This is a genomic window from Streptomyces sp. S186, from assembly GCF_051603415.1.
In the GTDB taxonomy this organism is placed as follows: domain Bacteria; phylum Actinomycetota; class Actinomycetes; order Streptomycetales; family Streptomycetaceae; genus Streptomyces.
Window position 1 is genome coordinate 5,812,198 of the sequence record NZ_CP193932.1, and the last position, 18,818, is coordinate 5,831,015.

An 18,818-nucleotide genomic window follows, 5' to 3' on the forward strand; every position below is an offset into this window, starting at 1 on the left:
CCTGGAGGGCGACCTAAGCCGCAGCGTCAGCCATCCCCTCCCGCATCCCCTCCCGCACCGCCTCCCGTACGGCCCGCACCGCGCCCCGCGCGTCATCGGCATGGAACCGCACCGTCCGCACCGTCTCCCGCCGCCCCAACAGCCGTACCGCGACGATCGGTTCGGCCAGCTCCAAGGTCACCGACGTCTGCCCGCCGACCGCCAACTCCAGCACCCCGTCGTCCGCCGCCCCGGCCTCCCGCGCACTCCGCCCGAACCGCAGGTCGTACCGCACCGACGTGATCCGCTCCAACGGAATCCGCACCGCCATCCGGGCACCGTCGCGCAACACCACCCCGTCCGCCCCCACCACATGCGGCCGGGTCACCGCCGCGGCCTGGCTCCCCAGCACCATCAGCACGGTGTAGACGTCGACCACCAGCATCACCGCGTGCAGCCCCGGCTCGTCCCGCAGCAGCACGCTCACCCCGACCGTCTCCACCACGAACACGAACGCCAGCCCGTACAGCATCGCCGCCTGCGCCCCCGCGTACGGCAGCGCCCGCGCCCCCGCCGGCACCCCGACCCGCCGCCGCGCCACCCACCACACCAGACTCGCCAGCCACAACCCTTCATGCCGAACCAGCCGCCACCCCCGCCCCCCAACCCCCACTTCCCCTCTTCCTCCCCCTCCGCTCATCGCTCCCCCTCCGCGATCATCCGCATGGCCATCCGCATCGCCTCCGCCTGTGCCGGCGCCAGCTCCATCACCAGCAGCTCCGCCCAGACCTCGGCCCCGTGCCCCGAACCCTCCACCGCCCCGGCCCCGGCCGCGATCGCCGCCACCACCTCCTCGGGCACGCACTCCACCATCGCCCGCGCGGCCTCGGCCACCCGCGGATCGCCCACCTCCGCCCCCGCCAGCGCGTCCAGCAGCCCGTACGTGGCATACGCCCGCTCCATCGAGCCCGGCTCCGTGAACATGTCCCGCAGCGCCGCCGCCATCGCTCCCCGCGCCCGGTCGTCGCCCGCCGCCTCCAGCAGCGCCAGGATCTCCCGTTCCCGCACCGCCATCGCCGGCTCCGGCCCCGGCAGCTCCGCCGACATCCGAGCCATCTCCCCGAACAGCTCCGCCAGTTGCTCCGACACCGGCCCCTCCTCCGGCAGCCCGTCCGGCTCCTCGGTACGCCGCAGCAGTTCCGCCAGCCGCGCCCGCCGGGCCCGCAGCGCGTCCTCCTGCCGCGCCAGATCCGCGTCCAGCTCCGCCAGCACCTCCCGCAGCTCCCGCCCCGCGTCATCGGCGAGCACATCCCTCACCTCCTCCAGCCCGAGGCCCAGCTCCGTCAGCCGCCGTACCCGCGCCAGCGCCACCGCGTCGCGCAGCCCGTACTCCCGGTAGCCGTTCGCCCTCCGCTCCGGCTCCGGAAGCAGCCCCAGGTGGTGGTAGTGCCGGATGGCCCGCGCGCTGACGCCGGCCAACCCGGCCAGTTCCCCGATTCGCATGCCGCCAGTAGAAACGTTGACGCAACGGCAAGGTCAACCCGTCAGAATCCGTGGAATCCGCCAGGTAGCATGGTCGGCACGGCGGACGAGCCGGCCGGGCGGTCGCGTGGGGATCATCGATCCCCCCGAGGAACGTCCGGGCTCCACAGGGCAGGGTGGTGGGTAACACCCACCCGGGGTGACCCGCGGGACAGTGCCACAGAAAGCAAACCGCCCGGCCGCAAGGCCGGGTAAGGGTGAAACGGTGGTGTAAGAGACCACCAGTGCCCAGGGTGACCTGGGCAGCTAGGTAAACCCCACCCGGAGCAAGGTCAAGAGGGGCCATCGCCTGATGGCCCTGCGCGGACGATCGAGGGCTGCCCGCCCGAGTCCGCGGGTAGACCGCACGAGGCTGCCGGCAACGACAGCCCTAGATGGATGGCCGCCTCCCGGCCGACCGCAAGGTCGCCCGGAGACAAAACCCGGCGTACAGGCCGACTCGTCCGCTTTTTCCCGCCCTGACCAGCGAAAACGCCCCGCTCGGGGCCTTTGCGGGGGCTGCTGGGCTCCCCTCCCTGACCTGCGGTTTCCCGCGAGTTCCCGCGCGAATGTGCACTGGTTGTGCACTGGGGCGTGCACGCGCGCCAGGCCCGTCAGGGGGGCGTCCACCTGGGAATGGGCGTGACGTGCAGTTTTCCGGATCCGTGGTCACTGTCGAGGGCACGTAGGGCCTCTCGCAGCCATTGATCGCGGGTGCACCAATGGACCTCGCCGCCGACGACAACCGGGACTGCTTTCGCTCACCATCCACAGTTCACTGCCGGGGATGACAGCGCTCGACGTGTCCCCGGTAGGCGTTGCCCCTGGCAGGGCGGACGTGGCCACTGAGGATTCCTCGGTGGGCCACAATCTGCCTCAACGGTGCGTTCGGGGACGACGTAGCAGAGGGGGCTTCTCAGCCGGTGCTCAGACGAATCGTGGCACTGCTCCAGTCCGCGTGGTTCCGTTGAAGCTCTTCGGCGGGGCGTGCCGGCAGCTGCTTCGCGATCCAGCGAAAATCCTCTCCCGGTTTTCGACCGGCCGGGATGTGCTCCGCGCAACGCTGGAGGCGAGCTGTCGCCGATACCCTCGCGTGGAGCTCGCCAGCAAGGAGGGTGCTGCGAAATGGCACGCCCTGCTCGCAGCAGCTCACCTCCCAGAGGGCCATACCGGGCGATCACCGACTCCGCCAGGTCGGCGGCCTCGGCAGCCGGTCCTGCCAGAAGAGGATCTGGATCGCCACCGGGGCTGCTTCCCGAGCTTCCCCACGAGCCCCATCCGGGCGTCCGGTGACACCAGACCGGCAGCTACTTGCCCGCGGCAAGTGAACTTGACGGCAGATGCAAAAGGTATCCGTGCTGCCAGATGCACTTATGGCGACATCCAGGGGGCATCATTGCCTTTCCATTGCCATCTCTTGGCCATCGTCTGATGGGCTGTTGCGTCGGTAGTGCTGAGGGGGGTCAGTATGGCGATTGAGCTGCCGGATGAGGTGGTGACGTTCCTTCAGTTCATCGGGGTGAACTGGCCGAGCGTCAATGAGGACAAGGTCCGCGAGTTCGCGTCCCATGTGAGGGACTTCGCGCAGAAGCTGGACGAGACCCACAAGGACTCGACCTCGACGATCCACCAGATGGCCGAGGTGTATCAGGGGGCGTCGTACGAGGCGTTGCTGGCCAAGTGGGGGCAGCTGTCCGACGGGCACATGACGGAGCTGGTCAACGCCTGCCACACGGTGGCCACCGCGCTGGACGTCGCGGCGGAGACGATTGTGGCGATGAAGGTCGAGGCGATCGGTGAGCTGATCGTGCTGGCGATCACGTTCGTTGCCGATCAGGCTGCCGCGGTGGCCACGCTGGGGATCGCGGAGGCGGCCGAGGCGCTGGTGATAGCCGCGGGCAAGAAGCTGGTCAACTTCCTTGAGCAGCAGTTGGAGCAGTACATCATCGGCCAGGTCGTCGAGGCCGCGATCAACCCCTTGGTGGAGGTGGTCGGCAAGGCGGTGAGCGGGATGGTCTTCCAGGCCGCCGAGTCCGCACTCGGGGTCTCCGGCGGCGGGGGAGGGGGTGGCGCGGGGGCGAGTTTCTCCATCCATCCGGAGGAGCTGCACAAGCGCGCCGAGGTGTTGCGTGGGCATGCGCGGACGGTGGCGTCGCACGCCGCCGAATTCGAGTCGAAGGCTGCGGGGGTGAGCTTCGAGTGAGCAACCGGATCGTCAAGGCGCTGGAGCACGGCGCGGAGAAGCTGGGCAAGACCCTGGCCAAGGACGCGAGCAAGGCCGTCCAGGACCTGTACCACGATGCCGGGGGCCGGCTGAAGAAGGTCGCCACCAACCACGCCGAGAACGACGCCAAACATGCCGCGGAACTCGACAAGCTCCTCAAGGGCAACAAGCACGACATGCCGCGCGCACCGCGCACCACGACCGGCGGCGGCCGTCCCCGCGGCGGAGGTGGTACCTCCCGCAGCGCCCGTGGCGAAGCCGAGTCGGGCCACCCCAACGACAAGACCCGCCGCGACGACAGCAAGTGCACCGACGGCACCGACCCCGTCGACCTGGCCTCGGGCAAGGTGTTCCTGTCCCAGACCGACATCACCCTGCCCGGCGCCCTGCCCCTGACCTTCACCCGCAAATACGAGTCCTCGACCCGTATCGGCCGCCACATCGGCCCGTCCTGGTCCTCCACCATCGATCAGCACCTGGAGATCGACGACGAGGGCGTCGTCTTCGTCACCGAAACCGGCATGCTGCTGCGCTACCCGGTCCCGGAGACCGGTGAGCGGGTGCTGCCGAAGGACGGCCCGCGCTGGCCGCTGATGCGCACGGTCCAGGGCGACTGGGCCGTCAGCGACCCGGAGACGGGGCAGACCCGCTACTTCAGCGACGCCTTGCACGCACCCGGCATCGCCCTGCCCGATGAGATCTCGGATCGCAACGGGCACCGGATCACCTTCGACTACGCGGACGAGACCGGCATCCCGTACGCGATCCGTCACAGCGCCGGCTACGAACTCAAGCTCGCTTGCGACGAGGACGGCCGCCTGACCGCCCTGCACCTGGCCGGCGCGGCTGAGGACGGCTCGGACCAGCTGATCAGGTCCTACGGACACGACGAGGCCGGCGACCTCACCACCGTCACCAACTCCACCGGCGCGGTGACCCGGTTCGAGTACGACACCGAGCACCGGATGACCGCCTGGGTCGACTCCAACGACTCCCGCTACGAGTACACCTACGACCACCGCCACCGCTGCACCGCCCAGTCCGGCACCGAGGGGCATCTGTCCAACAGGTTCTCCTACGGCGAGGCCGATCCGGAGACCGGCAACCGCACGACCACCCACACCAACGGGCAGGGCGCCGTCACCCGGTACCTCATCAACGACCGTCTTCAGATCGTCGGCGTCATCGACCCTCTCGGCAACACCACACGCACCACCTACGACACAGACGACCGCCCCCTGACGATCACCGACCCGCTGGGCGCCACCACGCAGTTGGCATACGACGAATGCGGCCACCTCGTCTCGGTGGTCCACCCGGACGGCACCAGCAGCACCGCCACATACACTGACCTGGGCCTGCCTGCTGAAGTCACCGGCCCGGATGGCCAGACGGTCCGCCAGGAGTACGACTCCAGAGGTAACCGGATCGCGGTGACCGACGCCGCTGGCTGGACCACCCGATTCACCTACGACGGCTGTGGCCACCTCTCCTCGGTAACCGACCCCCTGGGAAACACCACCCGAATCGAGTGCGATGAGGCGGGGCTCCCGCGTACCATCACCGACCCGCTCGGCGCTGTCACACACTTCCGCCGGGACGCGTTCGGCCGCCCTCTTTCCGTCGCCGACCCTCTCGGCAACACCACCCACTACCGCTGGACCCCCGAAGGCCATCTCGCCGCCCGGCGGAACCCGGACGGCACCGAGGAAGCCTGGACACATGACGGCGAAGGTAATTGCAGTAGCCACACCGACCCCCTGGGTCAGGTCACCACGTTCGAGTACGGTCACTTCGATCAGCTGACGGCGCGCACCGACCCCGACGGAACACGGCACGAGTTCCTCCACGACACCGAACTCCGGCTGCAGAAGGTCACCAACCCGCAGGGCCTCACCTGGTGCTACACATACGACACAGCCGGCCGCCTGGTCTCCGAGACAGACTTCGACAAACGCGTCCTCACCTACACCTACGATGCCGCCGGCCGGCTCGCCACCCGTACGAACGCACTTGGCGAGACGATCGCCTTCACACGTGATACCGCCGGTCGTATCACCGAGAAGAACGCGGCCGGGTACCTCACCAGCTATCACCACGACGCAGCCGGCAACCTCCTGCAGGCCGTCGGCCCGGACGCGACCGTCACGCTCGTGCGTGACGCCTTGGGCCGGGTTACCGCGGAAACCGTCAACGGCCGCACACTAAGCACAACCTACGATGCCCTCGGCCGACAGACCAGCCGAACCACTCCGGCCGGCCATACGACCACCTACAGCTATGACGCGGCCGGCAACCGTACCGTCCTCAACTCCGCCGGCCGCGTCCTGACCAGCATCCACGACGCCGCAGGCCGCGAAACCACCCGCTCCTTCGGCGACACTTTTACGCTGGCCAACGTCTGGGATCCCACCGGCCGCCTCAGCGCCCAGACCCTGACCAGCGCCACAAGCCCTTCGCGTCCGCTCCAGCAACGCGACTACACCTACCGGGACGACGGCAACCTCACCGCTCTCCACGACCAACTCAGCGGGATCACTCGCGCGTTCACTCTCGATCCCCTGGGCCGCGTCACCGCGGTTCAGGCGGGCAACTGGACCGAGTCCTATGCCTATGACGAGGCCGGCAACCAAACCCACGCCGAATGGCCTGCCGGACACCCTGGCTCGGCTGCCTGCGGAGAACGCACCTACACCGGCACCCGCGTCACCCGTGCCGGAAGAATCCGCTACGAACACGATGCGCTCGGCCGCACCACCCTCCGCCAAAAGGTCCGACTCTCCCGCCCAGCCGACAGCTGGCACTACACCTGGGATACCGAGGACCGCCTCACCGGCGTCACCACCCCCGACGGGACGCAGTGGCGGTACCGCTATGACCCGCTCGGGCGCCGGATTGCAAAGGAGAGGCTAGGCCCGGACAGCCGGACAGTGATTGAGCGAACGGACTTCACCTGGGACGGTACCGTCCTTGCTGAACAGGTCAGCTACGCTCCGGCAGCCACTGAGGCCATCGCGCTCACCTGGGACCACTTCGGATGGACACCGGTCGCACAGACCGAGCGCAAGCTGGTAGCAGCAGGGCGCCCGGAGGCCGGAACGGAGACCGGCGGCGGTGCCAGTCCTGTCCATGACGCAGCGTCCGGTACCGTGCCCGGCTGCTGGCCATCCGACCTGTCCCAAGCGCCCCAGTCCGTGATCGACGAGCGTTTTTTCCTCATCGCCACCGACCTCGCAGGCACTCCCACTGAACTCGTCTCCGAAACCGGCGAGATCGCCTGGCACACCCGCACCACCCTCTGGGGCGCCCTCACCTGGAACCGCACTGCAACCGCGTACACACCGCTGCGATTCCCAGGGCAATATTTCGACGACGAGACGGCCCTCCATTACAACTACTTCCGGCACTACGACCCGGAGACCGGGCGATACCTGTCGGCCGATCCGCTGGGACTGGAGCCAGCAGACAATCCTGTCGCGTACGTTTCCAACCCGCTCATGTGGATCGACCCACAGGGGCTCTCTCCCTATCCGAACAAGAAGGCGGAGGACAAACCCGCCCCAACGGTTAGGATGAGGCACTACACGAACTCCCGTGGAAAGCAAGGAATCCTTGACAGTGGCGTTATCAAAGCAAGCGACCAGAACAAGGTCTTCATGGTTCCCGCCAAGGGAAAACTGATGAGTCCGCGCGACGCTGAAGCGAAACTCGGAATCGGCCGCGGCCGAGGGAACAACGTCGTTGAGTTCGATGCGCCCGCGGATCGCGTCTCGTCCAGGTATAATTCAAAATTTGGCTTCACGGAATGGGTCGCCGACGGTGACCTGGAAGTCACGAACATTCGGGTGGCCCGATGAACACGCCAAGCGGAAACCTGCCACTGCCGGTCGACGACGCAGCGTTGGCCTTCCAAGATCTCGAAGAATTCGTGGTGTCCCTCGACCGCATCCTGTCCCGGATCGGGGCAGGCGCGGACCCCGTGATCTTGGTCGACTACCTCGCCGAGCGCAGGGTCCCAGCCAGACTTGCCCATTTGCGAGGGCTTTTCGGTGACCTGCTCGAATCGGCCATCGGCGCTGAAGCGGTGGAGGAAATGGCAGAGGAAGGATTCGTGTACTCCGACGATACGGGTCACGACAGCCACCACCGCCGCCAGGACTGACCACCCACCATGCCGCGGTGAACCTCAGCGCTGCGCGCAAATCACCTGCTTGAGGTGAGCGACAACCTCCGACGGATCCGCTGCTGCTCCCATTACCCTCTCGATGGGCCTATACGCCCCAGGGGGCCTCGTAGATCGCGCAGGGCCCTTACGGCACTGCACACCCCACGCCTGTCCCTTCAGGTCCCCCGCCGCCTGAGCCCAGCGGATCGGGGGAGTGTGTAGATGACACCTTAATTCCCCCCACCCCCAAAAACTCCAGATGATTGGCCGCAGGGGTGGCGGAGTTGACGCCATTATGGCTATGAGGGCAGCGACCGGATCCGGCACGCCTCGCCAAGCAGGAACCCTTCACGGCGGCCGAGCTTCCCATTGGAGGCACTGCGTGGTGACGGCTCCTCCAATTTGCCGAGACGCTGGGCTCCGGCGTGAAGGATTCTCCGTGGAGTCGTGTGCGTCCCCGGGGTATGAACCTGCGCGGATGCTGTGCACCCCGGTATCTGCGAGGGCATCGACCAGTAGCGATGCTGATCCGCGCAGTCTCGGGCGCTGGGCGGGGGACCCAGGGACATGGGAACGGGGAGAACCGCTGGCTGGGGGGCAGCTGGCGATCCAGACGGCCAAGATGCACCCCGGGATCGCCGCCCACGCCATCGCCACCTACACCCACCCCGGCGACCTCGTCCTCGACCCCATGTGCGGCATCGGCACCACCCTCGTCGAAGCCCTCCACCTCGGCCGCAACGCCCTCGGCGTTGAGTACGAACCCCAGTGGGCAACCCTTGCCTCTCTCAACACCCGCTCCGCCGCACAGGCAAGCCGCACCGGTAGCGGAACGTCCGCTGCGGCGACGCCCGCCGCCTCATCGACCTCGTCCCCGCCGATGCTCGCGGCGAGGTGGCTCTCGTGGTCACCTCACCGCCCTACGGCCCGAGCGTCCACGGACAGGTCCGCTCCACCCGCGAAACTGGTGAGCGCGGCGTTGTCAAGAAGGACTTCCGCTACAGCCATGACCGCGCCAACCTCGCCCACGTCTCCACCGACCGGCTCCTGCACGCCTTCACCGAAATCCTTGCCCAGTGCCGCCAGATGCTCCGGCCCGGCGGCACAGCCGTCATCACCACCCGCCCCTGGCGCGAACACGGCGAACTCATCGACCTCCCCTCCGCCGTCCTCGCCGCAGGCCAAGCTGCCGGACTCCACCCCACCGAACGCTGCGTCGCCAGGTTCCAGATGGGCTCGAACAGCCCGTTGGCGAAACGCAGGGCGAGGATGTTGTCGACGGACTCCTTGCCCAGGAAGTGGTCGATGTGGAAGACCCGGGACTCGTCGAAGACGGCGTGGATGGTCTCGTCGAGCGCGCGTGCCGAGGACAAGTCGGTGCCGAAGGGCTTCTCCACGATCAGCCGGCGGCCCTTGGTCAGGCCGGTGGAGCCGAGCTCGTCCACGACGGAGGGGAAGGCATTCGGCGGCACGGCCAGGTGGAACAGCCGCTGTGGGTGCCCGCCGATCGCCTGCTCGGCGTCGCGTGCGGCTGCCTCCAGTGGGCCGGTGGCGCCGGGGTCCGCAGCGCCGAAGGACAGGGCCTGTTCGAACGCCCGCCACGCAGCCCCTCGGGTTTCGCTCTGCCGAATTCGGCGACCGCCTCCCGTGCGTGCTTGCGGAACCCTCCGCCGTCCAGAGCGTCCGCAGCCGGTGCGGAGCCGATGATGCGGTAACGGGCGGGCAGCAGACCGGCGTTGGCGAGATGGAACAGCCCCGGCAGCAGCTTGCGCCGGGCCAGGTCGTCGGTGGCACCGAAGATCACGACGACATGGTTCCCGGGGACCGGGCCGCGCTGCGCGGCGGAGCCGGAGCGGCTGTCGCTCGCCATGGGTCGCTCCTTCTTCTCGGCGCGGCCCGCGAATTCGCTGAGGCCGACCAGCCAGGAGCTGACGACCGAACAGCGGCGCCACGCCTCGGCCGCCTCGGCGACATCGATCTCGTACCGGTAGGCGTCGGGATCACGCAGTGGGGCGGTCTCCGCGTCGACAGTGCGCCGCCGCAAGCCCGCGTCCGCGTGCCGGATGATGCTCAGTCCCTCGGCGACGGCCGCCGTCATCCCGTACTGGACCCCGTTGTGGACCGTCTTCACGAAGCGACCGGCGCCGCTCTGTCCGCAGTGCAGACAACCCTGGGGCGCAGCGTCGCCGGTCCGGGTGCGGCTGGGGGCGGCTCGTCCTCGCCGCCGATCATCAGGCAACAGCCGCGTTCCAGGCCCCGGACGCCGCCCGAGGTGCCGCGGTCCACGTAGTGCACACCATGCGCGGCGAGCTGCCGGGGGCGGGCGACGCCGTCGCGGCAGTAGGAGCGGTGGTAGGAGTTGCCGCCGTCGACGGCGGTGTCGTCCGGGTCGAGCAGGCCGGTCAGCTCGTCGGGCGTGGACCGTACCGCGCCTGCGGGCACCATCAGCCACAGATTCCTTGGCCGTTCCAGCTTCTCCACGCATTCCTGCAGCGAGAAGGCGGGGGTGGCCCCCTCTTTCTCCAGCGCGCGGACGACCTTGGGGGTCAGGTCGTTGACGACGCAGTGGTGGCCGTCGCGCATCAGCCGGCGCGCATCAGCCGGCGCACCAGGTTCGCGCCCATCCGGCCGAGCCCGATCATGCCGATCCGCATGGGCCTGTCCGTGGTCATGGCAGCTCTCCCCCGTCCTCGCCGACCGCCCCCCATCACGTCAGTACACGACGGCCCCGGCACCCCGCATCTCGGGGCCGCTCGGCGGAGCCCAGCTCACTGCACGTACCGCGGCGGCAGCTCATCCGCCCTCTCACGGTGGATGGGGCCGGTCGTCATCTGTCCCCACCGGTGTCACCGCAGCCAGCGGCACCGTTCGGGTGCCGGTGACCTCGTGCCCGTCACGGCTGCTGCAGGGCCGGGTGTTGGGCTGTCAGGATGGCTCGGCCACCGCATATGCGGGCAAGGGGCTCAGGCCGTTGCACTTGTGGAGGGTGAGTTGGGCTCGCGTCGTCGGCTGCCGCATCCGGTCCGGGGCGTGGCCGGTACGAGGCCGTACGCGCCGGAGTGGCTGGTACGGGTGGTACGGCCGCGGCCGGCGCCGATCCGCTGGGCGGATGTGGCACATGCCGTGGCGGTCATCGTGGCCCCGTCCGTTGCGGGCTTGCTCACGGGCCGTGTGGCCGAAGGGGCGGTGGTGTTCCTGGGTGCCTTGTCCGGCTATATCGCCGACCGCGGCGGGCCGCTGCGCAAGCGCGTGGCGCACAACGTCCTCGGCTGCTGCTTCGGCCTGGCCGGATGGGTCGTGGGGCTGCACGTGGCCGGCACCACCGGCTGGCTTCCGGCCGTCGCCTTCGCGGCACTCGGCGGGGCGGGCGCGTTGATCGGCGTGGTCAATGCACTGTTGTCGGCCAGCGGCTTCCTGCTGCTGATCTTCGCCTGCCTAGGCGTGGGGCCGAGCATGCCGCCCGTCCCCGTCCCTGCGCCGCTGCTCTTCGTCTGCGGCGGTGCCTGGGCCACCGCCGTCTCGGTGCTGACGTGCCTGGCCGGCGGCCGGCGCGTGCCGGAACGGCAGGGGGTGGCCGAGGCGTACCGGGCCGTCGGCCGCCTGCTCGGTGCCACCGGTACCGACCAGGTGCCGCAGGCCCGGTCCGAGCTGGCCGATGCGAGCCGTGCCGCGTGGGAGACCCTGACGGGAGCACGCGCCCGCAGCGGCGGCCGCGACGCCGAGTTCCGCCGCCTGGCCAACCTGCTCAACGCCGCCACTCCGGTGACCGACGCGGCCGTGCGCATCGCCCGGACGCGCCGCTCGGCACCGGCCGGCTACCAGGCGTGGGCCGACACCGTGGCCGACGCCGTCATGCGTGGGCTGCCACCGCCGGCCCCGCCCGCACCGGAATCCGGAGCGGCCCAGGACACCGCCGTACGCGAACTGCGCCGCGCCTGCACCACTGTCGCAGATCTACCGGGCCGGACGCCCGGTTCTCCCGGTCCCGCCGAGCTTCTCCCCGTAGAGCCGCTGTGGCAACGGTTCACCACCCGCACCGGGCAGGTACTGGGCGGACACCAGACCTGGGAACACGTGGCCCGGATGGCCCTGTGCATGGCCACGGCCCAGATCGTGAGCTCCGCCGCGCATCTCCACCGCTCGTACTGGGTCCTGCTCACCACCGCGATCGTGCTCAAACCCGACGCCGGCTCGGTCTTCGCCCGCGGCGTGCAACGCTGCCTCGGCACCCTCGTGGGCACCGGCATCGGCGCCGCGGTCCTGGACCTGGTCCCCACCGGCCCGCTGCTGCTGCCCTTCATCGCGGTGTACGCGGCCATGCTGCCCATCGCCATGGCCCGCAACTACGGAATGTTCGCCACCTTCCTCACCCCCCTCGTCGTGACCTCCATCGACACCGGCACCCGAACGGGGGAAAGCCTCTTCGCCACCCGCCTTCTCGACACCCTGGCCGGATGCGCGATCGCCCTCGTCCTCGGCTACCTCCTGTGGCCCGGCACCTGGCGCCCCCGCCTGGGCGCCCGCATGGCCGAAGCCACCCGGGCCCTGCGCCGCTACCTCGACGACGCGCTGGGAGACGACCCCGCGCGCGGCCCCGCCGCCCGCCGCCACACCTATAACACCCTGGCCGACCTGCGCACATCCCTCCAACGCACCCTCTCCGAACCACCCCCGATCTCCACCACAGCCGCCGCTTGGTGGCCGGTCGTCGTCCAACTGGAACGCACCGCCGACGCCATCACCGTCACCACCACACACTGCGCCGGAGGCTGCGCCGCCGACCGCCACGCCCTCCACCAGCTGTCCCGCGCCCTTGACGAATTGGCAGCAGCCCTCGACCACCACCACGCCCCTGCCCCGCCCGACCTGCCGCGCTACGGACTGCTCCACGCCGTCACCCAGGAAACCGAAACCACCTACCGGCTCATCACCGACCTCGACCCCACCAGTAGCGACCGAACCCCCTGATCGGGACTGCTCCAGGACACCGTGCGCCAGTCCCCCTGCGGGGGCGGAAGGCCGGGTATCCGGTGGGACGCACAGTGAGGCCAGCAGCCTTGTGGTGTAGGTGAGTTCACTTTGACTCTCGGGGCCGAAGGCGGCGGCTATCAGGGCGCGGATACCGCATTCGACCAGCGCCACCAGCACGTTCAGCAGGGTGCCGGCCACCGCGACCAGACGCAGGTTCTGGTAGAACGAACCGGACCGGCCGGGCCGTGCCACCGGGCCGGCCAGCGTCTCGAACAGGCGCCGCAGGGGCGCGGATCCCACCCGGCGGCGGGCCCGCGCGAGCGAGGAGACGGCCGGTATGGGCAGGCCGAGCGGGGTGAGCGCGGCGGTGAGTTTGGACCACACCGTGCGGTAGGAGCAGTGCTCGAACAGGGCCAGGGCGAGAACGAAGTAGACCACAACTCGCGAGGGCAGCAGCCGGATTCGTCGCTCGCGTCCACTGGCCTCCTCCGGCACCGCGTCCACCAAGGCGAACTCCACGATCTGGGGTCAACTCACCCAGATGCCCGGGAGCGAACACCCCCGGGGCTGTCTCGATCACGGACGTGATGACAGACTTCTCCTGCAACGGGACCCCTGACCTTGATCGACCTTCTTCGCCGATCGTTGATCTACGGGAGTCCCGTTGTCTCGTACAGCCCCTCTGCACCGCAGGTCACAGCCCTAACGCAACGGTGTTGCTGCGAACATCGGTCACGGACGAAGTGCGCAGGAAAACCACCGATCGCCGGATCTGTCGAGACGTCACGAATGTCGTGCACGGGATGTGCACTGCGCTGGTCCGCGGGCGGTATTCGCGCAGGTCACACCGGCATCCGGCAAAAGCACCAGTTGTCCCCGGCGTACAGGCCGACTCGTCGCCGACTCGTCCGCTTTCTCTCCTCTGGCCAGGGGACACGCCTTCGGCGGGCCTTTTCGTACCCTCGCAGAGGGGCACCCGGCAAGTTCAGAGCCGGAGGGCGTCCAGGTCGACGGTGGCGGCCATGGTGTGGGCTCCGGCGTCGTTGAGGTGCATGCCGTCGCCGCAGTCGAACTCGGGGTGGAGGTGGTCCGGCCTGGCGGGGTCCGCCACGGCGTCGGCGACATCGAAGACCGAGTCGAAGGCGTCGCTGGTGCGGATCCAGTCGTTCACCCGGCGTCGTGCGGCAAGTCCTTCGGGAGTGTTGTGGCCGGGGTAGATCGCACCGGCGAACGGGCCGATGGTCGCGGTGTGGATCGTCAGTCCGGCGGTGTGCGCGCGGCGGGCCAGCTCGGTGAAGCCGGAGATCAGGTCGTCGGCCGTGGCGGGAGGCAGGCCGACCATGCCTGGCAGTCCCAGGTCGTTGATGCCGAAGTTGACGAGCACGTGGGCGGCGCCGGGCACGGACAGCACGTCTCGTTCGAAGCGCGCCAGGGCGTGCTCGCCGATCCCGTCGGTCAGCAGCCGGTTTCCGGCGATGCCCTGGTTGACGGTCCAGCCGCGCTCCAGTCGACGGTTGAGGGCGTCGACGGAGCGGCGATTGGTGCCTGGTGTGGTGCCGACGCCCTCGAACCAGGAGTCTCCGAACGCGACGGCGACTGTGGTGCCTTCGGGGGCGAGTACGTCGATCCCGGTGACGTAGAACCTGGACTGGACCTGCTCGGCGCCGGGGAGGCTCGCCGCTCCGGTCCGGTTCCCGTCGGCGATGTAGGAGGTTTCGACGGGCATGTGGGAGAAGGTGGCCGGGCCGGTCTCCTCGGGCAGGTAGAGGCTGAGGACGAGGTCGGTGCCTGCCTGGACGGGCAGGTGGACGGCGTCGCTGACCACTTCGCCGCCTGCCGGAATCGTCACGTGCGCCAGGCCGTGGAAGCGCAGCGCGGTGTCGGTTTCGGTGACGATCTCGTCGGCGGTCCTGCCCTCGGCGACCCGGGCCTCGGCAACGGTCAGGGGAGAGCGGCCGTAGCGGTTGGAGAGGCGGACCCGGAGTTGCTCGCCGCCGCCCGCCATCCGCAGGATCTGACGGACCGTCTGACTGGTGAAGCCGTACGGTTCGTTGAGCTGGATCTTCTCGTACGGGCTGATGACCGCGGTGCGGAAGCCCGCCACCCACTGCTGGGTCATGAGGCGCCTTTCTCTTGTGTTGCTGTTGTGCTGCCTGCGGTCGTTGTCGTGGGAGTTGCCTGTGGGGGCTGCGTGGCCGGGCGGCGCACGGCCGTTTGCTGCCGGGGGCCTCGGAGCCGTCCGGCGAGGGCCAAGGTCATGCTGATGGCCACGGTGGCCAGGCAGAGGCCGGAGAGCAGCACGGGCAGAGCCCCGACGCCGTATTCCTCGATGGCCGCGCCCAGTGCGGGTGGGAAGGCGACGGAGCCGAGCATGGCCGCGGCGATGACGTAGGCCATGGCGCTGCCCGATGCCGGTGCGGAACGGTTCAGCCAGTTCAGGCCGTTGGGGAAGATGGGTCCGATGCACAGCCCGGCGGCGGCGTACGCCCATGGGGTCGGGCCCGGCAGCATGACGAGCAGGACGCTGACGGTCATCAGGGCGCAGGAGACGGTGACGATCGTCGCGGGCGACCAGCGGCGGGCGAGCGGTGCGACCAGGAAGCGGCCGGCGGTCATGGCCAGCCAGTAGGCCGACGTCGCCGCGGTCGCGCTGGTCATGCTGTGGCCGAGGGCGTGCAGATGTGTGGGCTCCCAGCTGCCGATACCGCTCTGCACCGCGAAGTGCAGCAGGTAGAGGGCCACGAATCCGGCGAGTACCACGGGCAGCCGGCGTTCGCCGGTGCGGCGGTCGCCTGCGGGGGCGGCCGGGGACAGCTCGGCGGGGGTCGGCCGGGCGCGGATGCCGCGAACGCAGGCCAGGGGGATCAGGCTCAGCAGGCCGAGGGCGACGAACACCGGGCCGTAGTGGGCGGGGCCGGCCGCGGCGATCACGGCGGGCGCCAGGACGGTGCCGAGGCCGAAGCAGCCGTGGGCCACGTTCACCAGGGCCGGTCCACGTGACCCGAGGCCGATCAGGAACAGGCGGCTGATGGCGAAGTCGACGCCGCCGAGGCCGAGTCCCGTGACGGCCGCCGCCGCCAGCATCAGCGGCCATACCCCGATGAGGCCGAAGACCAGGGTGCCGGCGAGCATCGTCAGGTAGGACGAGGCGAGCAGCGCCCGGTTGCCGATCCGGTGATGGAGGGAGTGGAAGCCGACGACGCCCACCACGGCGCCGAGCGACTGGGCGGCGAGGGCCAGCCCGGCCGTCGGCTCCGACAGGCCGAAGCGGTCGCGCAACGCGGGGACCACCGGCCCGTAGAGGGCCAGCAGCGCGCCGATGACCACCATGCCAAGACACGACGCCGCTACGGCACTTCGGGTGAAGAGCGGCTCCGCTCCGTCGAGGGACGGCTCCGCTCCGTCGGGGGAGGAGGGCGATAAGTGCCGGTCCGTCACCGCGCCTCCTTGTCGCCCCGGGTGAGCGCGGTGAGGAAGGTGGTGACGTGCTCCGCGGCCGCGTTCCGGGCGGCCTGCGGGTCGCCGTCGCCGATCGCCTCCAGGATGCGGGCGTGCCCGTCGTCCTCGTAGTGCTCGTCGGGGCGGCGCACGCCACCGAGCCGGACGGACTCGCGGACGGAGCCGAGCATGCTTCCGTAGAGCCGGGCCAGGACGGGGTTGCCGGCGGCCTCGACGACGGCCAGGTGGAACTCCACTGCCGCCTGGTTGAAGGTGCGGCTCCTGCCGTCCCGGTGGGCGGCCGTCTGGCGCTCGTGGACGGCCGACAGTCGGGCCAGGTCGGCGTCGGTGCGGCGTTCGGCGGCGAGTCCGGCCGCCTCCACCTCCAGACCGCGGCGGGTCTCCAGTACGGACAGCAGCTCGGCGTCGGCCAGGTAGCGGGTCAGTACGGCGTCGACCTCGTGCGTGCCGCGGACGAACGTCCCCCGGCCCTGGGCGGTTTCGAGCAGGCCCACGTGGACCAGGGCCTGAACGGCCTGCCGCAGCGTGCTGCGGCTGACCTGAAGTTTCTCGACGAGCTCGTCCTCGATGGGGATCTTGCTGCCGATCGGCCACTTTCCGCTGACGATCTGGGACTTCAGCCGTTCAATGGCGCCTTCGACCAGCGCCGACCGTGGCACAGCTCGCATGGCTCACCTCCGAAAAGAACTTATCAACACCCCAATATAAGGCTAGCCTAACTTCCACCTTCTGGTGCCGTATCGGGATTTCCGTGACCGGCGAGAGGCTCACCGGATCCCATGGACGCACGGTTCGATCGGTGCTTGTGGTGGCCAGGAGCCCGCGTCCGTTGAAGTCGACGGCGCTCACCGCGTTGACGGGACCGGAGTGGCCTTTGAGAGTGCTGACGGTGGCTCCGGCTCGGACATCCCACAGCCTCACCTCACCGTCGGAGCCTGCGATGGCGAGCAGTGTGCGGCCGTCGACGCTGAAGGAACACAGCGCGCGGACGCGGTCCGTGTGGCCGGTCAGTATTCCGGCGGCCTCCCCGGTAAGGGGATCCCACAGCCGGATGGTCTTCTCCTCGCCCCGGATGGTGTGGTCGTCGGCGCCGCTGGCGAGCAGCTGCTGTCCGGCGGCGTCGAGCACGCACAGAGCGAGGACGGCGTCTCCCGTGTGGCCTTCGAGTGCCGCGACGCCTTCCCCGGTCGCGGCATCCCACAGTCGTATGTACGCGTCTTCTTCGCTCGAACTGGCAAGTAGCGAACGGTCGTTGATCTCGACGGCGCACAACTCGTATGCCGTTCCGGTGGGTCCCCGGACAACGCTCACAGTGGCCCCGGTGGCAGGTCCCACCTGGCGCCCGTAGCGTGGGCGCGCTCCCGGCGGGCCCTTCAGCAGGCCCTGCGCCCGCCACCCCTCGCACGGCGCCGACGCCGGAGGCGGCACACAGCGTTCTCAGGCGGCCTCAGGTACGGGAGGTGGGCTCCGTGATGCGGTCGCTGGGCCGTGCGGCCGGCGGAGCGGACGACTTCTGGCTCTGGGCCACGATGCGGGGGGTGGTGCGGCGGGTGGCGGCGACGGTGATGCCGGCGAGGACGAGGAGACCTCCCAGGAGCGCGGTGGGGGCGGGCAAGCTGTGGAGAAGGGCGGCGTCCAGGGCGAGCGCCGCAACCGGGACGCCGTACAGGACGAGCGAGCTCGTGGCCGCGCTCGCCGTGCGCAGGGTACGGGACCAGGTCCAGAAAGCCAGCGCGGTGCAGGCGAGGCCGAGCCAGATGACGGCTGCGGTGCGATGCCCCTGGGCGGTCGTTGCCTGCGCGAGGGCCGACGGAGCCAGGGGGAGCATCGGGACAAGGCCGAAGAGGCTGCCGTAGAAGGTGCACTCCACGCCCGAATAGCGGTTCAGCAGCGGCTTTTGCAGGATGAAGGACGTGGCCTGCGCGGCCGCCGCGAGGATGATCATAGCCGCCCCGGTGAGGGAGCCGCTGCCCCCGCCCGTGGTGACGGCGACCAGTACGGCACCGCACAGGGCGATGGCCAGCCCGGCAACCCCCCGGACCCCGGGACGTTCCTTCAGGAAGGCGATGCCCAGGAGGGTGGCGAAGACCGGGGAGGCAGTGATCAGCAGAGCCGCGGTGCCGCCTTCCACGCTCTGCTCGCCTGTGTACAGCAGCAGTTGGTAGGCCGTCATGCCGGTCAGCCCGAACGCTGCCATCCGTGCCACGTCTCCCCGCCGCAGCCGGCCTACGCGGCCGAGCACGAGGCACGGCACCAGCAGCACCAGCGCCACAGCGATCCGCAGTACGGCGATCGACGTCGGCGTGTAGTCCGGCAGCGCGATACGGATGGCGGGAAACGCCGATCCCCACAACACCGCCGTCGCGGCCATCGGGGCCCAGGGGATCGCCGGCCGCGGCTCGGTCGTCACAGGAAACTCCACCAAATCGGTTGAAAGTGAAACCGATACGCGCGCGGTTGCCTATCGGAATGACCACCGGAAAGCTACCCAAACCCGCC

General features: G+C 69.6%; 13 protein-coding genes, 1 other RNA gene and 4 pseudogenes. 6 read left to right on the forward strand and 12 right to left on the reverse strand.

The genetic code is table 11. The features are described 5' to 3' along the window. Window positions 1-13: 13 nt before the first annotated feature. On the reverse strand, window positions 14-679 hold the full coding sequence (locus ACRAS8_RS25020) for a hypothetical protein (RefSeq protein WP_438488241.1): 666 nt from the start codon (window positions 677-679) through the stop codon (window positions 14-16). After that, window positions 676-1,482 carry a MerR family transcriptional regulator gene (locus ACRAS8_RS25025; RefSeq protein WP_438488242.1) on the reverse strand — a complete coding sequence of 269 codons (807 nt, stop codon included), beginning with the start codon at window positions 1,480-1,482 and terminating at the stop codon, window positions 676-678. Before ACRAS8_RS25025 ends, ACRAS8_RS25020 begins: the two co-directional genes overlap by 4 nt. Before the next feature lie 86 nt (window positions 1,483-1,568). On the opposite strand from ACRAS8_RS25025, the gene rnpB reads away from it, so the two are divergent. The 5 genes and pseudogenes from rnpB to ACRAS8_RS25050 all read left to right on the forward strand — a co-directional run. After that, window positions 1,569-1,967: RNase P RNA component class A (gene rnpB / locus ACRAS8_RS25030), an RNA gene on the forward strand. A gap of 1,001 nt (window positions 1,968-2,968) precedes the next feature. Then, complete coding sequence (locus tag ACRAS8_RS25035) at window positions 2,969-3,703, forward strand: WXG100 family type VII secretion target (RefSeq protein ID WP_438488243.1); 735 nt, start codon at window positions 2,969-2,971, stop codon at window positions 3,701-3,703. Beyond that, the gene (locus tag ACRAS8_RS25040) at window positions 3,700-7,581 is read left to right on the forward strand and encodes a DUF6531 domain-containing protein (protein WP_438488244.1); all 3,882 of its coding nucleotides are present in this window, start codon (window positions 3,700-3,702) and stop codon (window positions 7,579-7,581) included. The genes ACRAS8_RS25035 and ACRAS8_RS25040 overlap by 4 nt, the downstream gene beginning before the upstream one ends. Continuing rightward, window positions 7,578-7,886, forward strand: a complete 309-nt coding sequence (locus ACRAS8_RS25045; RefSeq protein ID WP_438488245.1) for a hypothetical protein — start codon at window positions 7,578-7,580, stop codon at window positions 7,884-7,886. Before ACRAS8_RS25040 ends, ACRAS8_RS25045 begins: the two co-directional genes overlap by 4 nt. Before the next feature lie 589 nt (window positions 7,887-8,475). Further along, a pseudogene (locus tag ACRAS8_RS25050) lies at window positions 8,476-9,149 on the forward strand (TRM11 family SAM-dependent methyltransferase); the annotation flags it as partial. A 71-nt stretch (window positions 9,150-9,220) separates the two neighbouring features. On the opposite strand, the pseudogene ACRAS8_RS25055 reads toward ACRAS8_RS25050, so the two are convergent. The 4 genes and pseudogenes from ACRAS8_RS25055 to ACRAS8_RS25070 form a co-directional block, all read right to left on the reverse strand. Continuing rightward, window positions 9,221-9,520 (reverse strand): annotated as a pseudogene (locus ACRAS8_RS25055) (glucose-6-phosphate dehydrogenase); the annotation flags it as partial. Window positions 9,521-9,576: 56 nt separating this feature from the next. Beyond that, a pseudogene (locus ACRAS8_RS25060) lies at window positions 9,577-9,987 on the reverse strand (hypothetical protein); the annotation flags it as partial. Between the two features lie 29 nt (window positions 9,988-10,016). After that, the gene (locus ACRAS8_RS25065; protein WP_438488246.1) at window positions 10,017-10,472 is read right to left on the reverse strand and encodes an NAD(P)-binding domain-containing protein; all 456 of its coding nucleotides are present in this window, start codon (window positions 10,470-10,472) and stop codon (window positions 10,017-10,019) included. Further along, complete coding sequence (locus tag ACRAS8_RS25070) at window positions 10,472-10,561, reverse strand: NAD(P)-binding domain-containing protein (RefSeq protein ID WP_438488247.1); 90 nt, start codon at window positions 10,559-10,561, stop codon at window positions 10,472-10,474. The genes ACRAS8_RS25065 and ACRAS8_RS25070 overlap by 1 nt, the downstream gene beginning before the upstream one ends. A gap of 358 nt (window positions 10,562-10,919) precedes the next feature. Between ACRAS8_RS25070 and ACRAS8_RS25075 the strand changes: the two genes are divergently transcribed. Next, the gene (locus ACRAS8_RS25075; protein ID WP_438488248.1) at window positions 10,920-12,857 is read left to right on the forward strand and encodes an FUSC family protein; all 1,938 of its coding nucleotides are present in this window, start codon (window positions 10,920-10,922) and stop codon (window positions 12,855-12,857) included. A gap of 282 nt (window positions 12,858-13,139) precedes the next feature. On the opposite strand, the pseudogene ACRAS8_RS25080 reads toward ACRAS8_RS25075, so the two are convergent. The 6 genes and pseudogenes from ACRAS8_RS25080 to ACRAS8_RS25105 form a co-directional block, all read right to left on the reverse strand. Beyond that, window positions 13,140-13,379: pseudogene (locus tag ACRAS8_RS25080) on the reverse strand (transposase domain-containing protein); the annotation flags it as partial. A 466-nt stretch (window positions 13,380-13,845) separates the two neighbouring features. Beyond that, the gene (locus ACRAS8_RS25085) at window positions 13,846-14,979 is read right to left on the reverse strand and encodes an SGNH/GDSL hydrolase family protein (RefSeq protein WP_438488249.1); all 1,134 of its coding nucleotides are present in this window, start codon (window positions 14,977-14,979) and stop codon (window positions 13,846-13,848) included. Beyond that, window positions 14,976-16,190 carry an MFS transporter gene (locus tag ACRAS8_RS25090; RefSeq protein ID WP_438488250.1) on the reverse strand — a complete coding sequence of 405 codons (1,215 nt, stop codon included), beginning with the start codon at window positions 16,188-16,190 and terminating at the stop codon, window positions 14,976-14,978. Before ACRAS8_RS25090 ends, ACRAS8_RS25085 begins: the two co-directional genes overlap by 4 nt. 104 nt (window positions 16,191-16,294) lie before the next feature. Then, complete coding sequence (locus tag ACRAS8_RS25095) at window positions 16,295-16,987, reverse strand: FadR/GntR family transcriptional regulator (protein ID WP_438488251.1); 693 nt, start codon at window positions 16,985-16,987, stop codon at window positions 16,295-16,297. After that, the gene (locus tag ACRAS8_RS25100; protein ID WP_438488252.1) at window positions 16,944-17,630 is read right to left on the reverse strand and encodes a hypothetical protein; all 687 of its coding nucleotides are present in this window, start codon (window positions 17,628-17,630) and stop codon (window positions 16,944-16,946) included. The genes ACRAS8_RS25095 and ACRAS8_RS25100 overlap by 44 nt, the downstream gene beginning before the upstream one ends. A 136-nt stretch (window positions 17,631-17,766) precedes the next feature. Continuing rightward, on the reverse strand, window positions 17,767-18,729 hold the full coding sequence (locus ACRAS8_RS25105) for a DMT family transporter (RefSeq protein ID WP_438488253.1): 963 nt from the start codon (window positions 18,727-18,729) through the stop codon (window positions 17,767-17,769). Window positions 18,730-18,818: the final 89 nt, after the last annotated feature.

Bases quoted from the DNA above. Each gene is read 5' to 3' on its own strand.
- ACRAS8_RS25020 (WP_438488241.1), bottom strand. From the start codon at position 679: ATGAGCGGAGGGGGAGGAAGAGGGGAAGTGGGGGTTGGGGGGCGGGGG.
- ACRAS8_RS25025 (WP_438488242.1), bottom strand. From the start codon at position 1,482: ATGCGAATCGGGGAACTGGCCGGGTTGGCCGGCGTCAGCGCGCGGGCC.
- ACRAS8_RS25035 (WP_438488243.1), top strand. From the start codon at position 2,969: ATGGCGATTGAGCTGCCGGATGAGGTGGTGACGTTCCTTCAGTTCATC.
- ACRAS8_RS25045 (WP_438488245.1), top strand. From the start codon at position 7,578: ATGAACACGCCAAGCGGAAACCTGCCACTGCCGGTCGACGACGCAGCG.
- ACRAS8_RS25065 (WP_438488246.1), bottom strand. From the start codon at position 10,472: ATGCGCGACGGCCACCACTGCGTCGTCAACGACCTGACCCCCAAGGTC.
- ACRAS8_RS25070 (WP_438488247.1), bottom strand. From the start codon at position 10,561: ATGACCACGGACAGGCCCATGCGGATCGGCATGATCGGGCTCGGCCGG.
- ACRAS8_RS25085 (WP_438488249.1), bottom strand. From the start codon at position 14,979: ATGACCCAGCAGTGGGTGGCGGGCTTCCGCACCGCGGTCATCAGCCCG.
- ACRAS8_RS25090 (WP_438488250.1), bottom strand. From the start codon at position 16,190: ATGGTGGTCATCGGCGCGCTGCTGGCCCTCTACGGGCCGGTGGTCCCC.
- ACRAS8_RS25095 (WP_438488251.1), bottom strand. From the start codon at position 16,987: ATGCGAGCTGTGCCACGGTCGGCGCTGGTCGAAGGCGCCATTGAACGG.